Genomic DNA, 21,067 nt, shown 5'->3' on the forward strand with positions numbered 1-21,067 from the left:
TGTTTTCGCTTCACAAGCTTTTGCGTCCAAACGAGCATTCCACGCTGCGCGTCTTGGTGCGGTCATCGCAGTGATTCGGGGATCAGCTCGCCGTGCGCCGCAGTCAACTCGTCACACAATGCCCAGATCTGTTCCACCGGCAGGGTGGCCGCGGTGTTGGGGTCGACCATCGCCGCCTGCCGCACCATCCGCTTGTCGCCGGTGATCGCCGCCCGCACGGTCAGCTGACCCACGTTGACAAAGCCGCGGTTCAGCGCGGCGCACTGCGGGGGCAGCGCGCCGACCCGTTCCGGGCGTACGCCCAGAGCGTCGACCACGCACGGCACCTCGACGGCACAGTCCTCGGGCAGGTTGCTGATCAGCCCGCGGTTGGCGACGTTGCCGTGGATGCGGCGCAGGGTCCCGGTGACCATGCTGTGGATGACCTGAGGGGCGTACTCGGTGGCGTCGCGGCTGACGTCGAGGGGCTCGCCGGCCAGCACGGACTTGCGCACGGCGTGGTACTCGGCCACGTTGTCGCCGCTGATCCGCAGGTAGTCGCCGACCGGGATGCGCAGCCGCTCGATCTCGGCGTCGTCGTGCAGATACCAGGGCAGGTACTCCGAGGAGTGCTCGCTGGTCTCGGTCGGGAAGTAGCCCAGCCGCGAGTACATGTCCATCCGTACCCGGCGGCGCAGCTCGGGATCGCGGGCGAGCAGCTCGTCCAGCCGCGGATACAGGCTCTCGCCGCGGTGCTCGAAGCGCAGCAGCCACGCCTGGTGGTTCACGCCGGCTCCGGTGTAGTCGACCTCCTCGTACGGGACGCCGAGCAGTTCGCTCAGGTCGCGCACCGTCCAGTAGACCGAGTGGCACAGGCCGACGGCTTTGAGCTCGGGGGCGACGGCCGCGAGGTAGCCGACGTTCATCGCCATCGGGTTCGTGTAGTTGAGCAGCCACGCGTCCGGGCACAGCTCGCGCATGTCCCGGGCGATGCCCTCGAGCACCGGGAAGGTGCGCAACGCGCGGAAGATGCCGCCGACGCCGAGGGTGTCGCCGATGGTCTGGCGCAGCCCGTACTTCGCCGGGATCTCGAAGTCGCGCACGGTCGCGGCGTGCATGCCGACCTGGATGGCGTTGATGACGAAGTCGGCGCCGTCGAGCACCGTCCGGCGGTCCAGGCTCGTAGTGATGACGGGCCGGGCGCCGAGTTGCTCGGCCGTACGGCGGGCGATCGCCTCGGCCGTCTCCAGGCGCTCGGCGTCGATGTCGTGCAGAGCGAGGGTCACCCCGCGCAGCTCGTCGAAGGAGAGGATGTCGGCGAGCAGTTCACGGGTGAACACCACGCTGCCCGCGCCGAGGAAAGCGATCACTGTCATGGCGGGATTGTTGGCGGTTACGCCCCAAGCGCGCAAGGAAATCTGGTGTTTCGCTTGGAAACGAACTACAGTGACTGCGCGTTTGATCATTCCTTCCTGATGAGGGTCCATGCCACAGAGTTCGCTGCGCCGCGCCGACCGGGTGTCGGCCATCCTCGAGCGGGTGGCCAGCCACGGCTCCGTCGACGCCGGGCACCTGGCCGACGAGTTCCGCGTCTCCCCCGCCACGATCCGCCGCGATCTGCAGGTCCTGGAGGACCAGCGGCTGTTGTCGCGCACCCACGGCGGCGCGGTCGCGGTCGACGTCGCCTACGAGCTGCCGGTGCGCTACCGGGTGGGTCAGCACCGCGAGGAGAAGGCCCTGGTGGCGCAGAAGGTCGCGGCGCTGCTGCCGAAAGGCCCGCTGACCCTGGGCCTGACCGGTGGCACCACCACCCACCTGCTGGCCCGGCTGCTGGCCGAGCGCGTCGACCTGACCGTGGTGACCAACGCGCTGAACATCGCGGCCGAGCTGGCCCTGCGCCCCCGGCTCAAGCTGATCATGACCGGCGGCGTGTCCCGCACCCAGTCGTACGAGCTGGTCGGGCCGATCGCGGACCAGGCGCTGGCCGGCCTGAACATGGCCGTGGCGGTGGTCGGGGTGGACGGCATCAGCGCCCGGGGCGGCCTGACGACCCACGACGAGATCGAGGCGAACACCAACGCGGTGATGATCCGCCGGGCCGACCGGGTCATCGTGGTGGCGGACGGCTCGAAGGTGGGCAAGGTGTGCCTGGCCGGCATCTGCGCGATCACCGACGTGGCCACCCTGGTGACCGACCCGAGCGCGGATCCGGTGGGCATCGAGGCCATCCGGCGGGCCGGCACCGAGGTGATCGTGGCCAGCGCCGCGAGCTGAGCCGGCCCCGGGGAGTACATTGACATGCTTCAATTGCCACACAGTGGGAGGTTGGAGTCATGCGCCGCAAGCTCGCCCTGGTCGGCACGCTGATACTCGGTGTCGGCACGATCGCCGTCGCGCAGGCCACCGAAGCGCACTCGGAGACCCGTACGACCGTGCTGCTCGCCCCTGATCTGGCGAATCCGGAGGTCGTCGCGACAGGTCTCACCGTTCCGTGGGGGCTCGGGTTCCTGCCCGACGGCAGCGCCCTGGTCGCCGAACGCAACAGTGCCCGCATCCTGCGGCTGCGCCCGGGCAGCGCCCCGGCCGTCGTGGCCACGGTCAACGGGGTCGTCCCCGCCGGTGAGGCCGGCCTGCTCGGCCTGGCCGTGTCCCCGACGTACGCCGAGGACGGCTACGTGTACGTCTACTTCACCTCGGCCTCGGACAACCGCATCGCGCGCCTGCGGCTCGACGCGCCGCAGGACCAGCAAGTGGTCCTCAGCGGGCTGGCCAAGGCCACCATCCACGACGGCGGCCGGATCGCCTTCGGACCGGACGGCATGCTCTACGCGGGCGTCGGCGACGCCGGCACCACCGCGAACGCGCAGAACCAGCAGAGCCGCAACGGCAAGATCCTGCGGATGCGGCCGGACGGCGGGGTCCCCGCCGAGGGCAACCCGTTCCCCGGCTCGCTGGTCTACAGCCTGGGTCACCGCAACGTGCAGGGCCTGGCCTGGGACGCCCAGGGCCGGCTGTACGCCGCCGAGTTCGGCCAGAACACCTGGGACGAGGTCAACCAGATCGTGCCCGGCGGCAACTACGGCTGGCCGACGGTCGAGGGCCGCAGCACCGACACCCGCTTCCGCAACCCGATCGTCGTGTGGAGCACCGCCGAGGCCTCGCCCAGCGGCGCGACGATCGACGGCAGCACGCTCTACGTCGCCGCGCTGCGCGGCCAGCGGCTCTGGTCCGTCCCGCTGGACGGCAACGGCGGCGCCGGCACGCCGACCGCACTGCTGCAGGGCCAGTACGGCCGCCTGCGTACCGCCGAACGGGCACCGGACGGCTCGCTCTGGATCACCACGAGCAACCGGGACGGCCGGGGCACCCCGGCGGCGACCGACGACCGGGTGATCCGCTTCCCGGTCCGGTCGACGGCGGCTGCCCGTACCGGATCGGGCCGGTAGTCCCGGCTCCGGCCGGGTATCCCGCAGCCGAAGCACACGGGAGGGCGGATCCGATGACGGCCGGGCACCACGACGCCGCGCTCCGCGCGATCGCCGCGACCATCGAGCAGGCCGGCGTGTACCTGCAGTTCGAGCCGCAGCCGACGGCCCTGGAGACCTGCTGGTACACGGTCGGCCTGACCGGCCACGGCCACCCGGAGCTGATCCTGTTCGGGCTGCCGCCGGACATCACCCGGCCCGCCCTGCGCGCCCTGGCCGCCGCGGTCATCGCCGGGCGCCGGGAGCTCGCCGCGGGCGCCACCGCCGACGACGTGCTCGAGGGACATCCGGTCACCTTCGTCGCGGTGACCGAGCCGGAGCGGCACCTGCCCGTCGCCGCGCAGTTCTACGCCGGCACCGGCGGGCGGCTGCGGGCTCTGCAGCTCGTGTGGCCGGACCGGTACCACCGGTGGCCGTGGCAGCCCGGCACCAGGGTGCACGACACGCCGGTGCTGGGCGAGCACGCCGGGGTCACCGGACCGTGAGCTGCCCGTCCGGGCGGCTGTCGCGGCCGCGCCGGTCGGGCAGCGGGAGTATCAGCAGCCCAGGCGCCGGGCGGAGAGCGCGATGTCGTCGATCCAGAGGTCGAAGCCGGCCGGCGTGGTGCCGCCCTGGTACAGCTGCCACCCGATCTTGACCGTGTCGACGGCCGGCAGGACGAACGGGACCTGGTTGCCGCCGTGGGCCCCAGCGCCGGCGGTCAGGGTCACGTCGTCGCCGATCCAGGTGGTCACCGTGTTCGTCGCCGCGTCGAGGCGCCATTCGACGCACTGCCAGGTGTCCGTGACGGTCGGGGCCGACTCGGTCCAGGCGGTCCAGTCGCCGGTGGGTCCGCCGTCCGCGCCGATGCCCCACAGGGAACGGTCCACGGTGGGCACGTACTGGCCGCCGAGCGGGCGTACCACCTCGGCGCTGCCCGATCCGGTCGCCTCGACCAGGGTGAAGTGCGCCCAGTCGGGCGCGGTCGGGAACGCGTCGACGCGCAGCCGCATCCGGCCGTAGAAACCGCCCGCGGGTGCGGCGAGGTCGTCGACCCGCAGGAAGGCGCGCCCGTTGTCGACGGTGCGGACGTGCAGCACCTTGCCGTTCCGGCCGGCGCCCCGGCGTTCCACGGTCAGTGTGCCGTTGCGGGTGTCGATCCCCCAGTCGAGACTGCTGGCGCCGCCGACCGGCAGCCGGTCGAAGTTCTCGCAGAACAGCACACCGGGCCTCGTACAGTCACGGGCGCTGGACGCACCCGCCGCGCCGGCGGTACCGCTGCCCGCGAGCAGGCACAGCGTCAGCGCGGAGACGGCGGTCAGCAGACGGATGGGCTTCAATGTTCCTCCTGGGGTCGGGACGCGGTCGAGAAGACCTCCCGGGGCGGCCGTGGGAGCGCTCCCATCATCGCATACCATCGATGCGATTGGGCAGTCACGGGGTGTTCGGCGCTGCCCGTACCAGTGGCCTGTCCGAGGAGTGGCCTGTCCGAGGTGGTCGCATCGACCGGCAGGTGGCTGCCGCTGTTTCCGGCAACCACCCGGCCGTCCATCAGCAGAGCACGTTCACCTGGTTGTCCGCCGCCACGTTCGGGTCCACCTGCGCGGTGCGGGTGATCTCCAGCAGCGTCGTCTCGATCTGGTTGGCGCCGACCGCCGACACGATGACGCGCGGCTGGGCGGCCAGCGCCTCCTCGATCTTCGTCGTGTCGATCCGCAGGTTCAGGCCACGGGCAGGCATATCGGGTCCGGCCATGTGCTTGTCTTCCCTTCTGTCGAAATCACATCACCCAGGGGTCGCGTCGATTCAGGCCAGCGGCGCCCCCTGCCCGGCCCAGAGGCCCCGGAGATGGGCGAGAGCGGCTGCCTGCGGTGGCGTGAGTTCTGCCTCCGGTCCGCTCTCGGTGAGCCGGACGAGGGCATCGCGGAGCTGCTCGCCGAGCTCGAAGTCGACGTCGGCCGACGGTACGTAGAGGTAGTCCGCCTCAGCCCGCGGCACCGAGCTCTCCCGGAGCCGCTGCCAGCTGTCCCCCAGCCCGATGCCCTCCACGTTGTAGGCGTAACCGGCAGCGGGCAGGAACGCGTCGGCGGCCGCGTACGCTCCGGACAGACTGTGCGAGCGGCTGCTGACGCTGATCGAAGACTGCCGACCCCGGTCCGTCGGCGGCCGGGTCCGGACCTCCGATCGGCCTTCCACCGCGTACAGGAAGCGTTCGCGCTCCGCATGGCCGACGCGCCCCAGCACGGCCTGCACACCGGGAGATCGCAGGGCCCGCTCCCAGAGCCGGAACGCCTGCCGCCGATCGAGTCCGGCTGAGACGTCATAGGCCAGGCGTTCCTCGAACGTGTGGCCGGGCACCAGCTCGCGCAGGCCGGTCACCCCGAACTTGTCCGGCTGGAGCTGGACGGGCGCGGACCGGTTCAGGCAGAAGTACGAGAAGCCGGCGATGTCGAGCTCGTGACTGTGCTGCTCCACGAATCCGATGGTCTCGAGCGCCTCGGCCTCGGTCTCACCGGGAAAACCGATGATGCACATGACGTGGATGCGGATGCCGCTGCGGTGGCACTCGGTCACGATCCGGTCGATCTCCACCCGCTTGATGCCCTTGTTCATGAGATCGAGCACCCGCTGGCTGGCCGACTCCATGCCGAAGGAGAACACGCGGCAGCCGGCTGCGAACGCGGCGTCGAAATCGGACCGGGTGAGCGACCGTTCCATCCGCAGTTCGCAGCCCCAGCGGATCGCCAGGCCCGATTCGAGGACGGAGGACGACAGGTGACGCAGCAGCTTCGGCGAGATCGACTCGTCCACGAAGTAGAAGTTCCGGCAGTCGTACCGTTCGGTGAGCTTGGCCAGGTCGTCCACGATCGCGGACCTCGGCCGCGGCCGGTACGTGTCGCCGTAGATGTGGTGGTGCGTGCAGAAGGCGCACCGCCAGTAGCAGCCCCGTGAGGCGAGCACGGGCAGGGTGACGGCCGGCGCCAGGTACTGCGCCAGCGGTAGTCCGTCGAAATCCGGGGTCGGTAGCTCCGCCGCCGCCACCGGCGCGGCCCGTGCGGTGGTCCGCACCTCGCCGTCCTCGTCCCGGTAGACGGTGTTCGGCACCACGGGAACAGCGACGCCACGGCCGAGCTGCTCCAGATACTCGAGCAGGGTGGCTTCGCCTTCGTACAGCACGACTGTGTCGACGAAGTCGAACAGCCACGCCTCCTGCTGCAGCTGCGCCCGCAGAGCGGTGAGCAATGGACCGCCGACCAGGATGCGGGCGTGCGGCCTCGCTCTGCGGAGCCACGCCGCGAGGGTCAGCGCGGGGAGAACCTGGCCGCGGTACACCAAGGAGATGCCGACGACGTCGCCCCGCAGCATGTCGGCGCTGACGGCACGGTCGTAGAAGTCGAAGAACCCGTTGTCCTGATCGGCCAGCCCGGCACGGAGCTCGGCCGGGCTCCCGCTCGAATAGCGGTAGACGGGCTCGGTGAAGTCGTACCGCTCCGGTGGCCGTACCGCGGTGGCGGCGTCGAGCGCCCACCGGACGATCCGGTACGCCTCGTCGAGCGTCCCCGGGTCCTGCTCCGTGGCGTCGCGAATGGTGCGCAAGGCGGTGGGCAGCCCGTCGACGATGGTTTCCCGGCGATTCACCAGGCGGGCGCAGCGGCCGTACTCGACCTGTTCCTGCCCGTTGACGGCACGACGGTCCAGCTCGCGCACACGTGCTTCCGCGGCGGCGATGTTCGCCTCGATCGTGCGCGTGGTGAGCTGATGCTGCACGAACCGCAGGTTCAGATCGACCTGTCTCACCCGGTGCACCGAACGGTCGTGGACGTACGCCGCCAGGACGGCGGTGCTCAGGTACGGATAGGCGATGCCGGTCAGCGGCGGGAACACCAGATCCACCTGGATCGGCCTGCTCATGAGACGACCACCTCCTGGCTGCGCGGTGGGGTGACGCAGCATGCCGCGCGGAGTGCCGTCATGACATCGTCCGCCGTGGGCAGGCCGCCTTCCGTACTGGTCCGGCCGGTCGCGACCTCGTAGCCGCCGCGGCCGTCCAGAATGACGCAGCCGTCACCGGCCAACGTCGCCAGATTGCGCCGCACCGCGGGGTGAGAACGCATGCGCGCATTCATGACCGGCGCTATCAGGGTGGGTCCGGCGCAATTCAGATAGCACGCCGAAACCAGATCACCGGCGCTCCCGCCGGCCAGCCGGCCCAGCATGTTCGCCGTCGCCGGGGCGATCAGCATCGCGTCGCGGTCCTGCATCAGGCCGGCCGGATTCCACATCGTGCCGTCCGGGTCGTACATCCGGGCCGGGACCGGTGAGCCGAGAATGTGCGAAAGAACGATATGACTGATGTAGCGGTCGGCCGTGCTGGTCATCACGGCTCGCAGATCCACTGCGGCGAATGCGCTGAGGCGGAGCAACAGCGAATGTATTCCCACCGCGCCGACGGAGCCGGTGATTCCGACCATCAACCGGCACGAGAAGCTCATGGCATCGCCCCGTTCCGGGCCAGCCTGGCGCACAATTGGGGTTTCAGATTGTCGGGTGCGAACGGGCAGCCCGGGTAACAACTGTGGTCCTTGAGGAATTCGCAGTCCGCGCAGATGTCCCACCGCGTGTTGTCGAGCCGGCCGTGCGCCTCCTGCTGGAAGTCCCGGAAGTACGAGCCGGACACGATGTCGTCGAGAGGCCGCTGCCTGATGTCGACGAGCACGGGGTCGGCCCGGACGGTGTCATGGTGTTTGGTCCCGGCGAAGCACGGATGGACCGCCCCGTCGCTCGCCACCCGCAGCTGGCCCTCCCCGGTGTCGCAGTACGCGTCGCCGCCGAACTGCACGGTGTCTCCGTAGCGGGCCCGCAACGCTGTCTGGACGCGCATCGGGATCTCGTACAGCACCACGGACACCCTCAGGCGGTCAGCCGCAACCGCCGCGGCACAGATGGCCTGGAAGTAGGCCTCCGCCGTCGGCGGGCCGGGTGCTCCGGGCCGCAACGCGTTGCCGTACTCCTTGAGCACGGAGACTGCGATGCTGTCGACGCCGATGTCGTCGGCCAGTTCGAGCATCGGGACGAGCCCGTCGATGTTCTCCGCACACAGGACGTGCGAGATGTTCAATTTCGCCGGTGCCGCCGAGCTGTCCCGTCCGGCCACGTAGCATCGCGCCGCGGCCACCGCCCGGTCGAAGGTTCCCCGGCCGCGGATGCGGTCGTTGACGGCTGCGCCACCACCGTCGATGCTGATCGTGATGGTGGCCAGATTCCGCACCATCCACTCCAGCGCGTCGGCCTTCGGCACCAGCCAGCCGTTCGTCGTCACCGAGGTCCGCAGCCCGAACTTGCCGGCGATGACGCAGATGTCCAGGAAGTCGTGGCGCAGCAACGGCTCCCCGCCGAGCAGGTGCAACTGGCTGCCGCCGAGCCGGGCGAACTCGGCCAGCATATGGGCCGCCGCGGGCAGATCTATGTCCCGCCCGGCCGCGGCGCGATCATCACCATTCGAACAATGGCCGCAGCCGAGGTTGCACGCCTTGGTGAAGTCCCAGGACATCGTGGCCCGGTTGAGCGCCTGCGCGGAAACAGCCGCTGCCGATTCGCCGGCCTGACGCATTTCTGCCCCTTCCCGTCGCCGGGCACAACTGTGCCGCAACGCGCTGTTCGGCGATGGACGGCACACGCCCGTTCAGGCCGACCGCGGTCGCGCACACAGGATGTCGGCGGCTGCGCCATTCGGATCATCGAAGGAGTCCGAATGCGATTTGCTCATTCTCGCCAGCAACACGATCCTCCGGCCGCGCCGCCAGAGTCAAGGGGGGTTCGTGTGGTCATCTTCTTTGTATTCCTCAATGGTCGGCCGCGGGCCGCCGGCACCATCTTGGGAAAATGCGATCAAGACCTGGTGTCCATGGCTTGTCGCACATATCCGGGTCCACCGATCATCCGTATCGGCGACGACGACGAACGGGGCCGTCGAGATCGACGGCCCCGTTCCGGAGGATCCTCGACCGGTGACGCGTCCCCGCGACCGGCCGTGCGGTCGCTAGCCCGCGTAGGTCTCGAACTCGGCGACCTTGGGCGCACCCGTCGAGCTGGTGATGTTGAAAGTGATCTTGGTCAACGACGTCGCGGCGAAGCTGATCACGCCCGCCCCGCTGCCCGAGGCCAGGACGGCGCCGGTGGCGTGGTTGACGACCTGCCAGGAGCCGATGCTGCCGGCCGAGCCCGACGCCTCGCGGATGTTGATCCGGGACACGGTGGTGGCGGAGCCCCACTTGATCGAGATGGAGCCGGTCGCGCCGGCCGGGGACCAGAAGGTGCTCAGGTCGCCGTCGCGGACGTTGCCGTAGCCGGTACCGCCGGCCTTGCTGGAGCCGTCCGAGCCGGCCCCGATGCTCAGGTTCGTGCCGCTGGGCTGGGTCGGCGGCGGGGTGGTCGGGGCCGGCGTGGTCGGCGTGGGACCGGGCGTGGTCGGCGTCGGCTGCTGCGGCGAGCAGTTGCCGTTCGAGACCTGCAGACCCTTGTTGGCGCCGGCCGTCTGACTCACGATCGCCGGGACACAGGAGGCGCCGTCCAGGGTGTACGCGTACGGGATGCTGACCGTGGTGTTGCTCTGCGGGTTGGGGCCGGCGGGGTTGTTCTCGCTGCCCGGGGCGGACCACGTCACGTTGTCGAAGATGTTGCCGCTGACCTGCCAGAAGCCCGCCTCGGAGGTGTAGAAGGTGCCGAGGACGTCCTTGGAGTTCCTGAAATAGTTGTTCTCCACCTTGGCGCGGGCGCCGGCCCGGGAGTTGATGCCGGACTCGTTCAGGCTCACGTACGAGTTGTTGTAGATGTGCGCGATGCCGCCGCGCAGCAGGGGCGTGCGCGAGTCGAGGTTCTCGTACGAGTTGTGGTGGAACGTGATGAAGCTGTTGGACCGGTCGCTCTCGCTGGAGCCGATCAGGCCGCCGCGGCCGGAGTTGCGCAGGATGCTGTAGGACAACGTCACGTACTGGGTGTTGTCCTTCATGTCGAACAGGCCGTCGAAGCCCTCCGACTCCCCGCCCGAGGCCTCCAGGGTGGCGTGGTCGACCCAGACGTTGCGGACGGTGCTCTCCATGCCGATGGCGTCGCCGCCGTTGGAGGTGGGCGAGCCCGATTTCTTGACGTTCCGGACTGTCACGTTCTGGATGATGATGTTGCTGGAGTCCCGGATGTGGATGCCCAGCTGGTCGAAGACCGCGCCGCCGCCGACCCCGATGATCGTGACGTTGCTGATCTCCTTGAGCTCGATCTTGTCGGCGGCGGTGTTGCAGCTGGCCCCGGACACCTTGGTGGTGTTGCCGTGGTTGATGGTGCCCTGCACCTCGATGATGATCGGGGTGCTGCTGCTGGCCCGGCCGCACAGGGCCGCGTGGATCGCGGTGCCCGTGGTGGCCCGCACCGTCTGCCCGCCCGCGCCGCCGGTGGTGCCGCCGTTCTGGGTCGCGTAGCCGGTGACGCCACCGGTCGCGGCCGATGCCTCGGACATCGGCAGGGCCACCGCGACAGCGCCACCGACGGCCGCCGTGCCCAGTGCCGCCAGGAGTCGCAATGCGACTGTTCGTCTCATCCTCGTCTCACCTTTCCTCGCATGTGCCGTGGGTCCGGGAAGGGTGCAGCGCCCCACGGCACCGACGAAGATGCCGGCCGGCTCGGGCCAGGAAAGCGCTTACCTGGAGCGAGGATAGAGAGACGTTCGTCGATAGGGCAAGGTCGTGTCCGGATTACGGGCATACGGCCGTGACGTTTCCGCGGTATGACGACTGAGCCGGTGCCGCCGGGTCAGCCGCGGCCACCACCCGGGGCGCCGGCGCGGGCCTCGATCGCCTTGACGGTGTTGCCGAGAGCCTTGCCCAGGAAGCCCTTGCCCACGGTGCCGAGCAGGGCCCCGACCACCCGCCCTTTGAGATTGCGGCCCTCGCGCACCACCACGACGTCCAGGTCGGTCCCGCCGCCGGGCCGCCGGTGGAGGGTGTAGGTGTGGCCCGACGCGCCGCCCCAGATGTTGGAATCGGTGGTCGTCATGACAACGCGGCGCGGATCGGACCAGTCGTAGCGCAGGCGTTCCCAGATGCCGCCCGACCCCTCGGTGACATCGGCCCAGTCGGCACCCCGGTCATGCACCTTCAGGAACTCGGCGGAGCTGTTCCCGAACAGCTCGGCCCGCCCCGGCCCGAAATCGGTGAGCGCGGCCACGACCTGCTCCGGTGTCGCCGCGGTGGTCTGCTTGAGGTGGATCGTGGCCATGACGTGCTCCTCGGAACGGGTTCTCTGCTGACGGGGCCAGCCTCCCCGTTCCCGAAGATCCACCGAGCCGGTGACACACCCTGGTCAGCCCACCGGCACACCCTGGCCGCCCGGCCGGGCCGGAGCCTGCCGGGCCAGTTCCCGGCGATTGGCCCGCGCGATGATCACGGTGCCGACGACGGTCGGCGCGATCCAGGCGATCAGGCTGCCCCGCGTCATCTGCACCAGGAAGGCGGTGACGAAGGAGATCACGCTGCTGCCCATCAGGTTCAGATGCCAGACCCGCCACGCGTACGGCGACCCGCCCAGCACCGGCCGCCGGCGGGCCAGCCAGACCCCGCCACCCACCCACACCGCGGTCAGCGTGCCCAGGACGGCCAGGCCCACCAGCCGCCCGGGGTCGTACGCGACCAGGCCGAACGCGGTCAGGCACAACACCGCGGCACTGACCGCGTAGGCCCGGCCGAGCACCGGGTGCCGGCCCCGCCGCTTGGGCGCCAGAATCACCGGCACGGCGAGCAGCAGACCGAGGCCTCCCGCCGTGGCGTGGACCGCTATGAGCGCCGGATGCCACCAGTCCATGCCCTGCCCCCGTGACCTGTCTAAGTGGAATGTCGAGGGCACCATCGTGCGACCTGACACAATGACATGTCAAGGAGGTGTCCATGCCATCCCGTCCGCTCAACGCCACCGCCGCCTCGCTGCTCGGCTTCCTGCACGAGGGACCGATGTCCGGCTGGGACCTGGTCGCCACGGCCCAGTCGCGCATCGGTGACTTCTGGTCGCTCACCCAGAGCCAGGTGTACCGGGAGCTGGCCGCCATGGCCGCCGACGGGCTGGTCGAGGCGCAGGAACGCGGCCGGCGGGACCGGCGCCCGTACGCGATCACGGACGCCGGCCGGGCGGCGTTCACGGCCTGGGTCTCCCGGGAGCCCGAGCCGGAGACGATCCGCTTCCCGCTGCTGCTCACGATCATGTTCGGCCGGCACGTCCCGGCGGATCAGCTGGCCGGCGTCGTCGCCCGGCACCGGGAGGCGCACGCCGCCCGGCTGGCCGCGTACGAGCACATCGACGCGGAGCTGCCGCCCGGCGCGGCCGAGGCCGAACCGTACGCGGTGGCCACGCTGGCGTTCGGGCTCGCGTACGAGCGGGCCATGCTGGCCTGGTTCGACGACCTGCCGCCGGCGATCGCCGGCGGCTGAGCGGCGTCAGGAGGCGATGCCGAGGGACTGCCGCAGGAAGGCCAGCTCGTACTCCCAGAGGCCCGGCACCGACGCGCCCATGTGGGTCACGCCCGGCAGCGGCAGCACGGTGTGCGGGCGGCCCGCCGTCACCAGCGCCGCGGACAGCTTCATCGTGTGCACCGGCAGCACGTTGTCGTCGATCATGCCGTGCACCAGCAGCAACGGCCGGCGCAGCTGCGGGGCGTCGGCGATCAGGGAGCCGTGCGCGTACCCGTCGGGGTTCTCGGCCGGCAGGCCCAGCGTGCGTTCCTGCCAGTGGGAGCTGTAGAGCAGCTGGTCGGTCACCGGGGCGCCGGCGACCGCGGCGTGGAACACGTCGGGGCGGCGCAGGACCGCCAGGGCCGCCAGGTAGCCGCCGGCCGACCAGCCGCGGATGCCCACCCGGTCCAGGTCCAGGTCGGGGAACCGCCCGGCCGCGGCGTGCAGCGCGTCCACCTGGTCCTGCAGGCGGGGGCCGGCGTGGTCGCCGGCGCGGGCGCGTTCCCAGCCGGGTCCACGTCCGGGCGTGCCGCGGCCGTCCGCGACGATCACCGCGAAACCCTGGTCGGCGAACCACTGGGCGGCCCAGTACCGGGAGCGGGCGGCGACGGCCCGCTGCGCGGCCGAGCCACCGTACGGGTCCATCAGCACCGGCAGCCGGGCCGCACCCGGCTCGTGACCGGTGGGGAACAGCACCGCCGTCCGCAGGTCCCGCTCCCCCAGGGTCAGGAGCCGCGGCGCCGGGCGGACCGGCGGTTCAGCCGCGAGACTCCGCAGCTCCCGGCCGTCGACGGTGACCGTCTCGCCGTCGAGGGTCTGCGCGTCCACCACGGTCACATCACCGGCGCGGCGCCCGCCGTACAGTCCGGGGACCGTGGTGATCCGGGCCGGGCCGGCCGCCGCCGACCAGGTCCACAGGTGCCGTTCGGTGGGATTCTGCCGGGCCGCGAACAGCACGGTGTCGCCGTCGACCGAGAGCACCTCGTCCAGCTGCAGGCCGGGCGGCGTGACCGGTACGCCGTCGGCGGTGAGCCGCCGGCTGTCGCGGTCGTCCACGCTCCACAGCAGGGCTCCCGACGCGGTGTGCGCCGGGATGCCCGAGACGATCGTCGTCCAATCCGGGTCGGTGTTCTCCTGCCGGACCGTGGTGGCGCCGGTCGCGGGATCGACGGCCAGCACCCGCAGCACCGTCTGGCGCCTGTTCTGCACGACCACCAGCAGCCCGGTCGCGTCCCAGACCACCCGGGTCACGTACTCGAACTCGGCCCGGTCCCAGACCACCGGCGTCCGGCTGCCGTCCAGGCCGAGCACGTGCAGGCTGACGTCGGCGTTCGGCGTTCCCGCGGACGGGTAGCGCACCGCGGTCGGCGGCTGCTCGGGGCGGCCCGGGTCGGCGACGTACCAGATCTGCACCGGGGTGTTGTCCACCCGGCCCGCGACCAGGCCCCGGCCGTCCGGCGCCCACCAGTAGCCCTCGAACCGGTCCATCGACTCGGACGCCTCGTGCTCGGGCAGACCCCACGTCACCTCGGGGCCGTCGGGTTCGGCCAGGGGCCGGTCGTCCTTGCCGTCGCGGCCGACCACCCGCAGCTCGGCCTCGCACACGTACGCGACCGTGCGGCCGGTCGGGTCGATCCGGGCCTCGGCGGCCGGTTCCCGCGCGCCCAGGTCGGTGACCTCGGCGGAGGCCACGTCGACCGCGTACAGCCGGCCGGCCAGAGTGAACACGGCCGTGCGCACGGCGGCGTCGGTGGCGTAGGAACCGATGCCGGCGGACCGGTCCCGGGCCCGTTCCCGCCGGGCGCGCTCGCGCTCGGACAGTGGCGCGCCGTCGGCCGCCCCCAGCGCCGTCGCGTCCACCAGCAGGCGTTCCGTCCCGGTCGCGACCTCGTACGACCAGAGATCACCCACCGGGTCGGTCCCGCCGCGTGAGCGCAGGAACAGCACCCGGGAGCCGTCGGGGGCCACCGCGAACCGGCGCGGGCGGCCGAGCGTGAATCCCTGGGTGCGGGCGACCAGCGCGGGAAACGAAGAAGTCATGCCCCAGTCTCTCCGCTGACCCGGCTTCGTGCGTGCCCGGATTGCCGGTCGGCTGCCGGGTGCCTGCCTGGTCGACCGGCCCGGCCGGGCCGAGGATCGAGGGCACCGGCGGCGATCCAGGAGGCCCGATCATGTCGATGCGGATGGTGCTGCTGACGACCGCCCCGCCCGCCGCGGGTGTCGCCCTCGGCGGTCTGCTCGGTGGGCGCCTCGCCGGGCTGCGCATTCTCGCAACGAGGGCCCTCTGGCTGGTGTGGGTCGCGGCGGCCGTGCAGCTCATCCACAACACCGTCGCCGGGAAGCTGCCGCTGCTCGCGGTGGTCTTCCTCGCCGTGCTGGCCTGGCTGGCCGTGGGCATCGCCGGCTGGCCGCAGCCGCTGCGGGCCGCCGCGGCCGTGATCATGATCGGCGCCGCCCTCAACGGGCTGGCCATCGCCGGCAACGGCCGGATGCCGTACGAACCGGCCGCTGCCCGGGCCGCCGGGCTCACCGCCGGGGTCGTGACGGCAAAGAACGAGCCGGCGCACGAGCACACCCGGCTGGCGGTGCTCGGCGACACCATCCCCGTCCCGCCGCTGCGCGCGGTCATCAGCCCCGGCGACATCCTGATCGGCGCCGGCGCCTGTGCGCTCGTCGCCCTCGCGATGCGCCGGCGGCGGCGGGACGGTCCCGTATCCGAGAGCGGCGACGCGGAGGAGGTGAATCATGATCCACACCTGGACCTGGCAGCGTCTCGCTTCGGCGATCCTCACCGTGGCGGCCCTGGCGACACTGCTCACCACGATCGGCGCACCGATGACCGAGGGAAGCTGACGAGCGGAGGACACCCATGACCCGGACCGTCCGATGGCGCGAAGTCGTCATCGCCGTCTGCGCGCTGGCCACCGTGGCGCTGCTGCTCTTCACGATCGGCGCACCGCACGAGCACGGCGGCTGACCGGCCACGGGGAGCCGGCCACGGGCCGGGCCGGCTCCCCGTTCAGGACGGCGTCACCACTCGGCGGTGCAGTCGTAGTCGTTGCCGCGCTGCAGGCAGGCCGAGAACCGGTAGTTCGGGTCGGCCAGCGTGATCTGCCCGAACGTGTGGGTGGAGGTCTGGCTGCCGTCGTTGCGGGTGCCGTGCACGAACTCCCGGCTGCCGTTGCGGTAGATCCGCAGCCAGATCACGTCGTCCGCGCGCCACCGGCTGCTCGCGCTGACCCGGGCCCAGCCGTACTGGAAGCCCTGGTACCAGCCGGCGCGCAGCTCGATGGTGACGCCGAACTTCGTGGTGTACTGCCCCACCGGCGTCGTCCGGTTCGTCGTCTCGTTGACCTGGCTCAGGTTGAGCACGCTGGGCGCCGCCCGGGCCGGCCCGGCGGCGACCAGCGACCCCACGATCCCGAGCAGGGCGGCGGCGGTCAGGATCCGCTCACGCAGGAAACGCATCGTCATTCCCCCATGTGAAGTACCTCAGTGGACAGTGCCGGTCCAGCCTCGCCGCGGCGTGGTACGCGGCACCAGCCTTTCGAAGGACGTCGAATTGTCGGCCAGGGTCGGCGGTGCCACCGAGGGGGAACGGCGGGCGGGGGAAACACGTGCGGGGCAGGACGCGGCTACAACTCGGACGGATCGACGCGGTGTCGGTCTCCGTCGTGCCGCACGCGGGCGCCACGCTGATGTCGCTGCTCGCGGACGTGCTGGGTGAACGTCCGCAGGGGGTGCCCCCGCACTGGCGGCGAGCCCTGCGCGCGTCCGCGCCGGCGGTGACCGCGCGGGTGGTCGGTCCGCTGTTCACCCCGGCGTACTCGCAGGTGCCCGACAGCGTCACGATGACCGGGACGTTCCCCGGCGCCGGCATCGAGGCGATGATCGAGGAGCTGACCGAGCTGCCACCGGACCGGCTCACCGCCGAGCTGGAGAGCGACTTCGGCGGCGCGGTGCCGGCGCAGTGGCAGCCGGTGGTCGACGATCCGCGCCGGTTCATCGCCGACTACGCCGCGGTGCTGCGCGGCCTCTGGCAGGCGTTCGCGCCGGTCTGGCGGCGGGCCCGGCCGCTACTCGATCGCGAGACCGAACGGGTCGGCGTCGCCGCGGTCACCGGGCGGCTCGACGCCGTGCTGTCCGGGCTGAGCCCGCGCACCGGCCTCGACGGCACCACGATGCTGCTACCGGATCCCAACCCGGTGGTCGCCGACCTCGGCCACCGGCCGGTCACCCTGGTGCCGCTGGTCTCCGGCAGCCGCGCGTCCGTCTTCAGCATCGACCGCGACGACCTCGTCTGGATCGGGTATCCGGTGGCCGGCTGCGCTGTTCGCCCGGCACGGCGACGTACCACTGCGCGCAGCTGGAGCGGGCCGGGCTGATCGTCCGGGACCGCCGGGGCCGCCAGGTCCGGCTCCGGCGCACCGCGGACGGCGACGCCCTCGTCGACCTGATGTCCTGACGCCGGAACGGTGACGGGGTCAGTGGCCGAGGCCGGCCTCGCGGGCCCGGACGATCGCCTCGGCCCGGTCGGCCACCTGGAGCTTGGCGAACACGTTGGAGACGTTGTTGCGGACCGTCTTCGGTGACAGGTACAGCGCCGCGGCGATCTGGCCGTTCGACCGGCCCGCGGCGAGCAGCTCGAGGATCTCGCGTTCCCGGGCGGTGAGCTGCGGGAACGCCGCCGTGGGGGCGGGCGGGCCGGCGGCGAAGAACTCGGCGATGCGCACCGCGAGGCTGGCCCCGAAGATCACGCCACCGGCGGCCACCGTGGTGATCGCCCGGACGATCTCCTCCTGCTCGGCGCCCTTCACCAGGTAGCCGCGCGCGCCGGCCCGGACCGCGGCGAACACCGTGCCGTCGTCCTCGGACATGGTCAGCACGACCACACCCACCGAGGGTGCCTCCGACGCGAGCCGCCGGGTCGCCTCCACCCCGTTGAGCTCGGGCATCTGCACGTCCATCACGACCACGTCGGGCAGCAGCCGGACCGCCTCCGTGACCGCCTCGGCGCCGTTGGCCGCGGTGCCGACCACCTCCACGCCGCCCACGGAGGTGAGCAGCATGGCCAGGCCGTCCCGGAAGATCGGATGATCGTCGGCGACCAGCACCCGTACCGGCCCGTCGGTCATGTGCCCACCTCCGCGACAGCGAGCGGCAGCCGCGCGCGGACCACCGTGCCTTGTTCGTCGGGGCACTCTATCCGGCAGTCGCCGCCCAGCTCGGCAGCCCGTTCGCGCAGCGACACGAGTCCCACCCCGGAGGGGGTGCCGGCCGGGATGCCGGCGCCGTCGTCGGCCACCTCGACGACGAGGTCGCCGCCGGTGACCTCCAGGCGGACCCGGCAGGTGCGCGCGCCCGCGTGCCGGGCCACGTTGGTCAGGGCCTCGGAGGCGATCCGGTACGCGGCCACCTCGACCGCCGCCGGCAGCGTGCCGAGCCCGTCACCGCCGTCGACGGTGACGCTGAGCCCCGGCGCGCGCAACCGGGCGGCCTGCTGCCGTACCGCGCCGAGCAGTCCCACGTCGTCCAGGGCCGGCGGGCGCAGGTCGTGCACCAGCCGCCGGACGTCGGCCAGGGCCGCCGCGACGTCGTCGCGAGCCTGGCGCAGCAGGTCGTCGGCCTGCTGCGGGTCGCGCACGGCCAGGTTGCGGGCCGCGTCGATACGCAGCGCCACCCCGCCCAGCGCCGGGCCCAGCCCGTCGTGCAGGTCGCGGCGCAACCGGCGGCGCTCCTCCTCCCGGGCGGAGACGATCTGCTCCCGGCTGCGCTGCAGCTCACGGGCCAGGTGGGCGGTACGCGCGGCGAAGGCGGCCTGGCGCACCACGTCACCGAGCAGCCGCTCGTCGCGGGCGGACAGCACGGCCCGGGCGCCACCACGGGGCAGCACCAGCCGGCCGACTGCCTCACCCCGGTAGGTGATCGGCAGCACCTGGGTCTGCGCGGGCGGTTCCCCGTGCGCGGCGACGATCCGGTCCCCGCCGGCCCGGTCCACCTCGACCGACACGTACGGCGAACGGAACGCCTCGGCCACGCTGCGGGCGACCGCGAGCAGCTGGTCCTCCGGGCTGTCGGAGCGTTCCAGCTGCTCGGCCAGCCCGGCGACGACACCGTACGGGTCGTCGCGCCGGCCCAGCACGACCCGCCGCACGAGCAGCCACAGCCGGTGCCGCAGCGGCCCGTACCCGGCGGCCACCACGAGCAGGGCCAGCACCGCCGCGTCCCGTTCGGCGAGCCGTTCGCCCAGCACGGCGCTGGTCAGGCCGAGGACGCAGGCGTCGACGGCGAGCACGCTGACCGCCAGGGCGCCGTAGAGCACCGTCCCGCCGAGCAGCCGGTCGATGTCGACGAGCTGCGGGCGCACGATGCCGATCACCAGCGCGATCCCGGTCAGCGCGACCGAGGTGGTCAGCCCGACCGACGTCCACGCCGCCGGCAGCACGAGGGTGGAGAGCATCACCAGGGCGGCGACCACGGCCGCCCACAGCAGCCAGCGCATCCTGGCCCGGAGCCGCGGGTCGCCGGCCGAGCGGCGGTACCGGCCCACCACCACTGCGACCGGCACGACCAGGCTGACCGGCACCAGCGCACCGGCCACACCGAGCAGGGCGGTCCACACACCGTCGGGCAGCCACACCGTGGTGAGGTCGAGATCGAGCCCGGCGAACGGCGGCGGGATCGGGCCGCCCGCGTCGGCCTGGGCCAGCCCGGAGGGCACCAGCAGCAGCACCAGCGGCAGCAGCGCGGTGCTGGCCAGCCCGATCAGCGAGGCGATCCGCCACCGGCCGCGCGGCAGCCGCCCGTACGGGTAGAGCAGCAGCACCACCGGCAGCGACAGCAGCAGCGCGGCACCCAGCCGCTGGTAGACCCAGAAGGCGAGGGCGGCGCCGGGCCGGGCCGGATCGGTGAGCGTGGCGTAGGCCAGCCAGGACGAGGCGAGCCCGTCGAGACTCCAGTGCACCCCGGTCACGAGCAGCACCCAGGCGAGCGGGTGGCGGGGCCGGCGACGCAGCAGCAGGGCACCCGGCACGGTCAGGGCGAGTCCGGGGACACCGGCGATCGAGCCGGGTTCGAGCACCGTGACGACGCGGTGCGTGGCCGGTACGGCGACGTCCAGCACCACCGCGACGACGGTGGCGGCGATCGACAGCAGGACGGCCGACACGCCGACCGCGGTGTGCGCGGGGCGCGCGGGTCCGTGCTCTTCCACCGGGTCATCGTCGCAGCCCAGCAGTCCCGCGGTCCCGAGACCGGTGTCCCGGACGACCCGGGACAACTCGCGGGACCGGGTCGGGGGCGCGCGGCCCTGCCGGCCCGGGACGCGTCCCGGACAGAGTTCTCCTCGTCGCGGCGCACACCGCACCGCCGTCACTCAGAGAGGACTCACCATGTCGATCAGCACCAGCGCCGTGCCGGCCCGTACCGATGTCTCCGCCGCCGGCCCGGACCGGCCCGTCGCCTCCGCGGCGAGCGTGCGCCGCACCGGCTGGTTCGTCGCCGCCGGCGGCGCGGTCTGGGCCGCCACCATGTACGCGGTCAACCCGCAGACCACCGACCCGACCGGCATCACCCTCATCGACCTCGGCTCGCTGCCCTTCCAGTTCAGCCTGTTCGCGCTGGTCACCACCCAGCTGCGGACCGCCGCCACGGGCACCACCCGGCTCGCCCGGGGCATGCTGCGCGTCGAGTACGCCCTGCTCGCCCTGGCCACGCTCTGGACGATCCTGCACGGGGCCGTGCCCGCCTTCCGCGACGACCTGTGGCTGGCGGTGCTGGACGCGTTCTGGCCGCTGTCCATGCTCGGCATGTTCGTGATCGGCGTGAAGATCGCGGTGGCCGGCCGCTGGCGGGGCCCGGCCCGGGCGTGGCCGCTGGTCGCCGAGAGCTGGGCCGTGGTGACCGTGCCGTCCTTCGCCGTCTTCGGCATGGGTGTGGGCCAGTACATCGGGGCCACCCACGCCGCGCTCGGCTACGGCTGCCTCGGCCTGATCCTGGCCCTGCGCCCGCACCTCACCGGCGCCCGCGACTGATCACCCCGTCGGGCTGGGAGGGTCTGCCGATACCCCTGACCTCAGGTCCTCCCAGCCGCTCGTACGGTGCGCCTAATCTTGGACGCACGGAGAGCGCCTC

20 protein-coding genes are annotated in these 21,067 nt (G+C 72.0%); 7 read left to right on the forward strand and 13 right to left on the reverse strand.

The features are described from left to right. Positions 1 to 62: 62 nt before the first annotated feature. A complete protein-coding gene (locus tag AB0C12_RS41640) occupies positions 63 to 1,355 on the reverse strand; it encodes an alpha-glucosidase/alpha-galactosidase (RefSeq protein ID WP_360556482.1) in 1,293 nt (430 codons plus the stop codon). A 109-nt stretch (positions 1,356 to 1,464) separates the two neighbouring features. On the opposite strand from AB0C12_RS41640, the gene AB0C12_RS41645 reads away from it, so the two are divergent. From AB0C12_RS41645 to AB0C12_RS41655, 3 genes are read left to right on the forward strand one after another with little or no spacing between them, the layout of a single operon-like run. Beyond that, positions 1,465 to 2,253 carry a DeoR/GlpR family DNA-binding transcription regulator gene (locus tag AB0C12_RS41645; RefSeq protein WP_360556483.1) on the forward strand — a complete coding sequence of 263 codons (789 nt, stop codon included), beginning with the start codon at positions 1,465 to 1,467 and terminating at the stop codon, positions 2,251 to 2,253. 59 nt (positions 2,254 to 2,312) lie between these two features. Continuing rightward, complete coding sequence (locus AB0C12_RS41650) at positions 2,313 to 3,425, forward strand: PQQ-dependent sugar dehydrogenase (RefSeq protein WP_360556485.1); 1,113 nt, start codon at positions 2,313 to 2,315, stop codon at positions 3,423 to 3,425. Positions 3,426 to 3,478: 53 nt separating this feature from the next. Further along, positions 3,479 to 3,949, forward strand: a complete 471-nt coding sequence (locus AB0C12_RS41655; RefSeq protein ID WP_360556487.1) for a DUF4262 domain-containing protein — start codon at positions 3,479 to 3,481, stop codon at positions 3,947 to 3,949. Between the two features lie 51 nt (positions 3,950 to 4,000). On the opposite strand, the gene AB0C12_RS41660 is transcribed toward AB0C12_RS41655, so the two are convergent. The 8 genes from AB0C12_RS41660 to AB0C12_RS41695 form a co-directional block, all read right to left on the reverse strand. After that, on the reverse strand, positions 4,001 to 4,783 hold the full coding sequence (locus AB0C12_RS41660; RefSeq protein ID WP_360556489.1) for a hypothetical protein: 783 nt from the start codon (positions 4,781 to 4,783) through the stop codon (positions 4,001 to 4,003). 211 nt (positions 4,784 to 4,994) lie between these two features. After that, positions 4,995 to 5,198, reverse strand: a complete 204-nt coding sequence (locus AB0C12_RS41665) for a hypothetical protein (protein ID WP_360556490.1) — start codon at positions 5,196 to 5,198, stop codon at positions 4,995 to 4,997. Positions 5,199 to 5,249: 51 nt separating this feature from the next. Further along, on the reverse strand, positions 5,250 to 7,355 hold the full coding sequence (locus AB0C12_RS41670) for a radical SAM protein (RefSeq protein WP_360556492.1): 2,106 nt from the start codon (positions 7,353 to 7,355) through the stop codon (positions 5,250 to 5,252). After that, the gene (locus AB0C12_RS41675; protein ID WP_360556494.1) at positions 7,352 to 7,915 is read right to left on the reverse strand and encodes a flavoprotein; all 564 of its coding nucleotides are present in this window, start codon (positions 7,913 to 7,915) and stop codon (positions 7,352 to 7,354) included. Before AB0C12_RS41675 ends, AB0C12_RS41670 begins: the two co-directional genes overlap by 4 nt. Before the next feature lie 17 nt (positions 7,916 to 7,932). Beyond that, positions 7,933 to 9,054 carry a radical SAM protein gene (locus tag AB0C12_RS41680; RefSeq protein WP_360556496.1) on the reverse strand — a complete coding sequence of 374 codons (1,122 nt, stop codon included), beginning with the start codon at positions 9,052 to 9,054 and terminating at the stop codon, positions 7,933 to 7,935. Between the two features lie 429 nt (positions 9,055 to 9,483). Next, entirely contained in the window at positions 9,484 to 11,034 is a 1,551-nt protein-coding gene (locus AB0C12_RS41685) for a pectate lyase (RefSeq protein ID WP_360556497.1), read from the reverse strand. A 212-nt stretch (positions 11,035 to 11,246) separates the two neighbouring features. Next, the gene (locus AB0C12_RS41690; protein WP_360556498.1) at positions 11,247 to 11,711 is read right to left on the reverse strand and encodes an SRPBCC family protein; all 465 of its coding nucleotides are present in this window, start codon (positions 11,709 to 11,711) and stop codon (positions 11,247 to 11,249) included. Positions 11,712 to 11,795: 84 nt separating this feature from the next. After that, positions 11,796 to 12,293: a hypothetical protein gene (locus tag AB0C12_RS41695; protein ID WP_360556500.1), complete on the reverse strand. Its 498-nt coding sequence runs from the start codon at positions 12,291 to 12,293 to the stop codon at positions 11,796 to 11,798. 83 nt (positions 12,294 to 12,376) lie between these two features. On the opposite strand from AB0C12_RS41695, the gene AB0C12_RS41700 reads away from it, so the two are divergent. After that, positions 12,377 to 12,913 carry a PadR family transcriptional regulator gene (locus AB0C12_RS41700; protein WP_360556501.1) on the forward strand — a complete coding sequence of 179 codons (537 nt, stop codon included), beginning with the start codon at positions 12,377 to 12,379 and terminating at the stop codon, positions 12,911 to 12,913. A gap of 6 nt (positions 12,914 to 12,919) precedes the next feature. Here the strand turns inward: AB0C12_RS41700 and AB0C12_RS41705 are convergent, their stop codons facing one another. Beyond that, the gene (locus AB0C12_RS41705; RefSeq protein ID WP_360556503.1) at positions 12,920 to 14,974 is read right to left on the reverse strand and encodes a prolyl oligopeptidase family serine peptidase; all 2,055 of its coding nucleotides are present in this window, start codon (positions 14,972 to 14,974) and stop codon (positions 12,920 to 12,922) included. 131 nt (positions 14,975 to 15,105) lie between these two features. On the opposite strand from AB0C12_RS41705, the gene AB0C12_RS41710 reads away from it, so the two are divergent. Beyond that, a complete protein-coding gene (locus tag AB0C12_RS41710) occupies positions 15,106 to 15,807 on the forward strand; it encodes a DUF5317 family protein (protein ID WP_360556505.1) in 702 nt (233 codons plus the stop codon). A 157-nt stretch (positions 15,808 to 15,964) separates the two neighbouring features. On the opposite strand, the gene AB0C12_RS41715 is transcribed toward AB0C12_RS41710, so the two are convergent. Then, entirely contained in the window at positions 15,965 to 16,408 is a 444-nt protein-coding gene (locus AB0C12_RS41715; RefSeq protein WP_360556506.1) for a hypothetical protein, read from the reverse strand. Positions 16,409 to 16,593: 185 nt separating this feature from the next. Here AB0C12_RS41715 and AB0C12_RS41720 point away from each other — a divergent pair, with 185 nt between their 5' ends. Continuing rightward, on the forward strand, positions 16,594 to 17,319 hold the full coding sequence (locus tag AB0C12_RS41720; RefSeq protein WP_360556508.1) for a hypothetical protein: 726 nt from the start codon (positions 16,594 to 16,596) through the stop codon (positions 17,317 to 17,319). 99 nt (positions 17,320 to 17,418) lie between these two features. On the opposite strand, the gene AB0C12_RS41725 is transcribed toward AB0C12_RS41720, so the two are convergent. Continuing rightward, positions 17,419 to 18,069, reverse strand: a complete 651-nt coding sequence (locus tag AB0C12_RS41725) for a response regulator transcription factor (RefSeq protein WP_360556510.1) — start codon at positions 18,067 to 18,069, stop codon at positions 17,419 to 17,421. Next, positions 18,066 to 20,147, reverse strand: a complete 2,082-nt coding sequence (locus AB0C12_RS41730) for a GAF domain-containing sensor histidine kinase (protein WP_360556512.1) — start codon at positions 20,145 to 20,147, stop codon at positions 18,066 to 18,068. The genes AB0C12_RS41725 and AB0C12_RS41730 overlap by 4 nt, the downstream gene beginning before the upstream one ends. 178 nt (positions 20,148 to 20,325) lie before the next feature. On the opposite strand from AB0C12_RS41730, the gene AB0C12_RS41735 reads away from it, so the two are divergent. Continuing rightward, a complete protein-coding gene (locus AB0C12_RS41735; protein ID WP_360556514.1) occupies positions 20,326 to 20,967 on the forward strand; it encodes a hypothetical protein in 642 nt (213 codons plus the stop codon). The last annotated feature ends 100 nt before the right edge of the window (positions 20,968 to 21,067 follow it).

The organism is Actinoplanes sp. NPDC048967 (genome assembly GCF_040649415.1).
In the GTDB taxonomy this organism is placed as follows: Bacteria; Actinomycetota; Actinomycetes; order Mycobacteriales; family Micromonosporaceae; genus Actinoplanes.

Bases quoted from the DNA above. Each gene is read 5' to 3' on its own strand.
- AB0C12_RS41640 (WP_360556482.1), bottom strand. From the start codon at position 1,355: ATGACAGTGATCGCTTTCCTCGGCGCGGGCAGCGTGGTGTTCACCCGT.
- AB0C12_RS41645 (WP_360556483.1), top strand. From the start codon at position 1,465: ATGCCACAGAGTTCGCTGCGCCGCGCCGACCGGGTGTCGGCCATCCTC.
- AB0C12_RS41650 (WP_360556485.1), top strand. From the start codon at position 2,313: ATGCGCCGCAAGCTCGCCCTGGTCGGCACGCTGATACTCGGTGTCGGC.
- AB0C12_RS41655 (WP_360556487.1), top strand. From the start codon at position 3,479: ATGACGGCCGGGCACCACGACGCCGCGCTCCGCGCGATCGCCGCGACC.
- AB0C12_RS41665 (WP_360556490.1), bottom strand. From the start codon at position 5,198: ATGGCCGGACCCGATATGCCTGCCCGTGGCCTGAACCTGCGGATCGAC.
- AB0C12_RS41670 (WP_360556492.1), bottom strand. From the start codon at position 7,355: ATGAGCAGGCCGATCCAGGTGGATCTGGTGTTCCCGCCGCTGACCGGC.
- AB0C12_RS41675 (WP_360556494.1), bottom strand. From the start codon at position 7,915: ATGGTCGGAATCACCGGCTCCGTCGGCGCGGTGGGAATACATTCGCTG.
- AB0C12_RS41680 (WP_360556496.1), bottom strand. From the start codon at position 9,054: ATGCGTCAGGCCGGCGAATCGGCAGCGGCTGTTTCCGCGCAGGCGCTC.
- AB0C12_RS41685 (WP_360556497.1), bottom strand. From the start codon at position 11,034: ATGAGACGAACAGTCGCATTGCGACTCCTGGCGGCACTGGGCACGGCG.
- AB0C12_RS41690 (WP_360556498.1), bottom strand. From the start codon at position 11,711: ATGGCCACGATCCACCTCAAGCAGACCACCGCGGCGACACCGGAGCAG.
- AB0C12_RS41695 (WP_360556500.1), bottom strand. From the start codon at position 12,293: ATGGACTGGTGGCATCCGGCGCTCATAGCGGTCCACGCCACGGCGGGA.
- AB0C12_RS41700 (WP_360556501.1), top strand. From the start codon at position 12,377: ATGCCATCCCGTCCGCTCAACGCCACCGCCGCCTCGCTGCTCGGCTTC.
- AB0C12_RS41705 (WP_360556503.1), bottom strand. From the start codon at position 14,974: ATGACTTCTTCGTTTCCCGCGCTGGTCGCCCGCACCCAGGGATTCACG.
- AB0C12_RS41710 (WP_360556505.1), top strand. From the start codon at position 15,106: ATGTCGATGCGGATGGTGCTGCTGACGACCGCCCCGCCCGCCGCGGGT.
- AB0C12_RS41715 (WP_360556506.1), bottom strand. From the start codon at position 16,408: ATGACGATGCGTTTCCTGCGTGAGCGGATCCTGACCGCCGCCGCCCTG.
- AB0C12_RS41725 (WP_360556510.1), bottom strand. From the start codon at position 18,069: ATGACCGACGGGCCGGTACGGGTGCTGGTCGCCGACGATCATCCGATC.
- AB0C12_RS41735 (WP_360556514.1), top strand. From the start codon at position 20,326: ATGTCGATCAGCACCAGCGCCGTGCCGGCCCGTACCGATGTCTCCGCC.